The 2,547-nt window shown below is 62.0% G+C and carries 2 protein-coding genes; both read left to right on the forward strand.

Annotated elements, in window-relative coordinates:
• The first annotated feature begins 274 nt into the window (after nucleotides 1–274).
• Nucleotides 275–1,732 carry an IS21 family transposase gene (istA, locus tag ACT3UE_RS15715; RefSeq protein WP_443349347.1) on the forward strand — a complete coding sequence of 486 codons (1,458 nt, stop codon included), beginning with the start codon at nucleotides 275–277 and terminating at the stop codon, nucleotides 1,730–1,732.
• The gene (istB, locus tag ACT3UE_RS15720) at nucleotides 1,729–2,463 is read left to right on the forward strand and encodes an IS21-like element helper ATPase IstB (RefSeq protein WP_443349346.1); all 735 of its coding nucleotides are present in this window, start codon (nucleotides 1,729–1,731) and stop codon (nucleotides 2,461–2,463) included. Before istA ends, istB begins: the two co-directional genes overlap by 4 nt.
• The last annotated feature ends 84 nt before the right edge of the window (nucleotides 2,464–2,547 follow it).

Here is a 2,547-nt window from a genome sequence, read left to right on the forward strand (position 1 = left end):
TGTGTGTGATCGACTGTTTGTAGGCCAGTTCAGCAAGGAAAACCTGCCAAGTTAGTGGCAGGAATCCCGCCAAAAGAGCGATAAGAATCCGGCCACCACAGCGACAACCCAAACCGGGAAAAGCGCTCTGAGAAATGATCACCCTGATGGCCAGGACCATGCCCGAAAAGGAAGGAAGGACATGGGCCCGCCACCACTCATATAAGTTCCTTACGGCGCCGCCATTCCACTAGCAAATGGCGCCGGAAGGGCTGGAAAGCAGATGACGGTACCCATGTCCATGCAAGAAGATATCAGGCGTCTGGACGCCGAGGGAGCCACAGGGCGGGCGATCGCCCGACAGCTGGGCATCAGCCGCGACTCCGTGGCCAAGTACGTCGGGCTCGAGGATTGCTCGCCAACACCACCAACACCACAAACACGCCCCGGTGGTTCGGTGCTGGCAGGGTTTGAGGAGACCATCGATACCTGGCTCAGAGAGGATGCGCGACGCGCACGCAAACAACGCCATACCGCCAAGCGCGTCTTCGACCGTCTGGTCGCCGAGCACGGTTTCTCAGGCTCCTATTCCCCGGTCCAACGCCACGTGAAGCGCTTTCACACCCGGCACCGGAGACCGGGCGAGGGCTACGCGGAACTAGTCTGGCCCGCGGGGAGCGCGCAGGTCGATTTCGGCCAAGCCGAAGCCATCATCGCCGGGGTGCGGCAGCTGCTTCATATCCTGGTGATCACGTTCCCGTTTTCGAACATGCGCTTCGTGCAGGCCTACCGCGGCGAAACGGCGGAATGTGTCTGCCACGGGCTGCGCACCATCTTCGAACGCATGGGTGCCGCCCCACGGCACTTGGTCTTCGACAACGCGACCGGCGTCGGCCGGCGCACCGGGGAGAAGGTCGTGGAGTCCAAACTGTTCTCCGCGTTCAAGCTGCATTACCGTGCCCAGGCACGCTACTGCAACCCGAACTCCGGGAATGAAAAGGGCAACGTGGAAAACGCGGTCGGGTTCCTGCGCCGCAACTTCATGGTCCCCGAGCCCGAAGCCGAATCCCTGGCTGGCCTCAATGAGGTCCTGCTGGCCCGTTGCGAGGAACTGGCCACCGCCACGCATTGGCGCAAGGGCCTGGCCATCGGTGAACTCTTCTCCGAGGACATCGCCGCGTCGATGGAGTTGCCCGGGGTTGGTTTCGACCCGGTGCGCTACGAGTCCCGTAGGGCCGACAAGACCGGGAACGTCCTCATTGACGGCAACACCTACGCCGCCGGACCCTCGATGCATTCGCGTGACCTCACGGTCGGGCTGCGCCACGACAAGGTCGAGATCCTCGACGAGCAAGCAGAACCCGTCATCACGTTCAACCGGGTCTTCGGCAAGCAGTCCAAGACGGTGTTCGAGCCGGCGACGTTGTTGCCGTTGTTGGAGCGCAAGCCCGGTTCATGGTCGCATTCACCGCTGCGTGAGCTGGTTCCGGACCCGGTGCGTGACTGGCTCGATACCGCCAGGTCACCGGATCGGCGACGCCTGTTCAACGCGGTGGACGCCGCTGCGGGCTCGGCCGGTTTCGATGCCGCCGTACAGGCAGCCGAGACTCTGATACGTCGCGGCGATGCCCCGGATGCCGCCGGTTTGGGGATGCTCGCCCGCCGGATCGCCAACGGGGCCGAACCTGACGTGTCCGGGGTGGACCTGGGCGTTTATGACAACCTCGTCGCCACTGCCGGAGAACCGGCATGAGCGCGGTCGTGGAGGTCCAGGACATCGTGGACGCCGGTAGGGCGGCGTCGTTGACGAGCAGTGTTCTGGAGCAATGGGCGCTGAAGGGGACTCCGAAGCAGCGTGAATACCTGTTGGGGATCCTGCAGGCGGAGCATGCCTCGAGGCAGGAATCCCGTCGCCAGCGTCTGCTTCGTGCTGCCCGGCTGCCGGCACTGAAGTCCGTGGAGGGCTATGACTGGTCGGCGGTGCGGTTCCCGACCGATTATGGCCGCGAGGCATTGCTCTCGCTGGACTTCATTGACCAGGCCCAGGACCTTGTCCTTTATGGCGACGTGGGCACCGGCAAGACGCATCTGGCATCGGCGTTGGCTGCCGCTGCCTGCCGGAAGGGCATCCCGGCGAGGTTCTTCACGACCTCGGCGTTGGTGATGCAGTTGCGTCGGGCCAAGGAGGAGCAACGTCTGGATAAGGAACTCGCTGCCTTGGCCAGGAACCGGGTTTTGATTATTGACGAGCTTGGCTATCTGCCTATTGATACCGAAGGGGCACGCCTGTTGTTCCAAGTCATATCGGATGCGTATGAAAAACAGAGTCTGATTTTGACAACAAATTTGGAATTCTCCCGGTGGGGAACCGTGTTCGGCGACGACAACATGGCTGCCGCGGTGATCGATCGCCTCGTCCATCACGGTCGTCTTTTGCAGTTCCGCGGGGAGTCCTACCGGGTCAAAAATGCGCTGATGAAATAGCTTGGTGCTGATTTGGCAGGAAAGCGTGCCGCAGTGGCCTGATTCTTAGCGCTTTAATGGCCGACTTCGAGTTGACGAAACACA

The sequence above is a fragment of the Arthrobacter sp. 179 genome (assembly GCF_052379645.1).
Lineage (GTDB): Bacteria > Actinomycetota > Actinomycetes > Actinomycetales > Micrococcaceae > Arthrobacter_H.

What these genes read in the sequence shown, in the direction of transcription:
- istB (WP_443349346.1), top strand. Translation starts at nt 1,729, where the DNA reads ATGAGCGCGGTCGTGGAGGTCCAGGACATCGTGGACGCCGGTAGGGCG.
- istA (WP_443349347.1), top strand. Translation starts at nt 275, where the DNA reads ATGTCCATGCAAGAAGATATCAGGCGTCTGGACGCCGAGGGAGCCACA.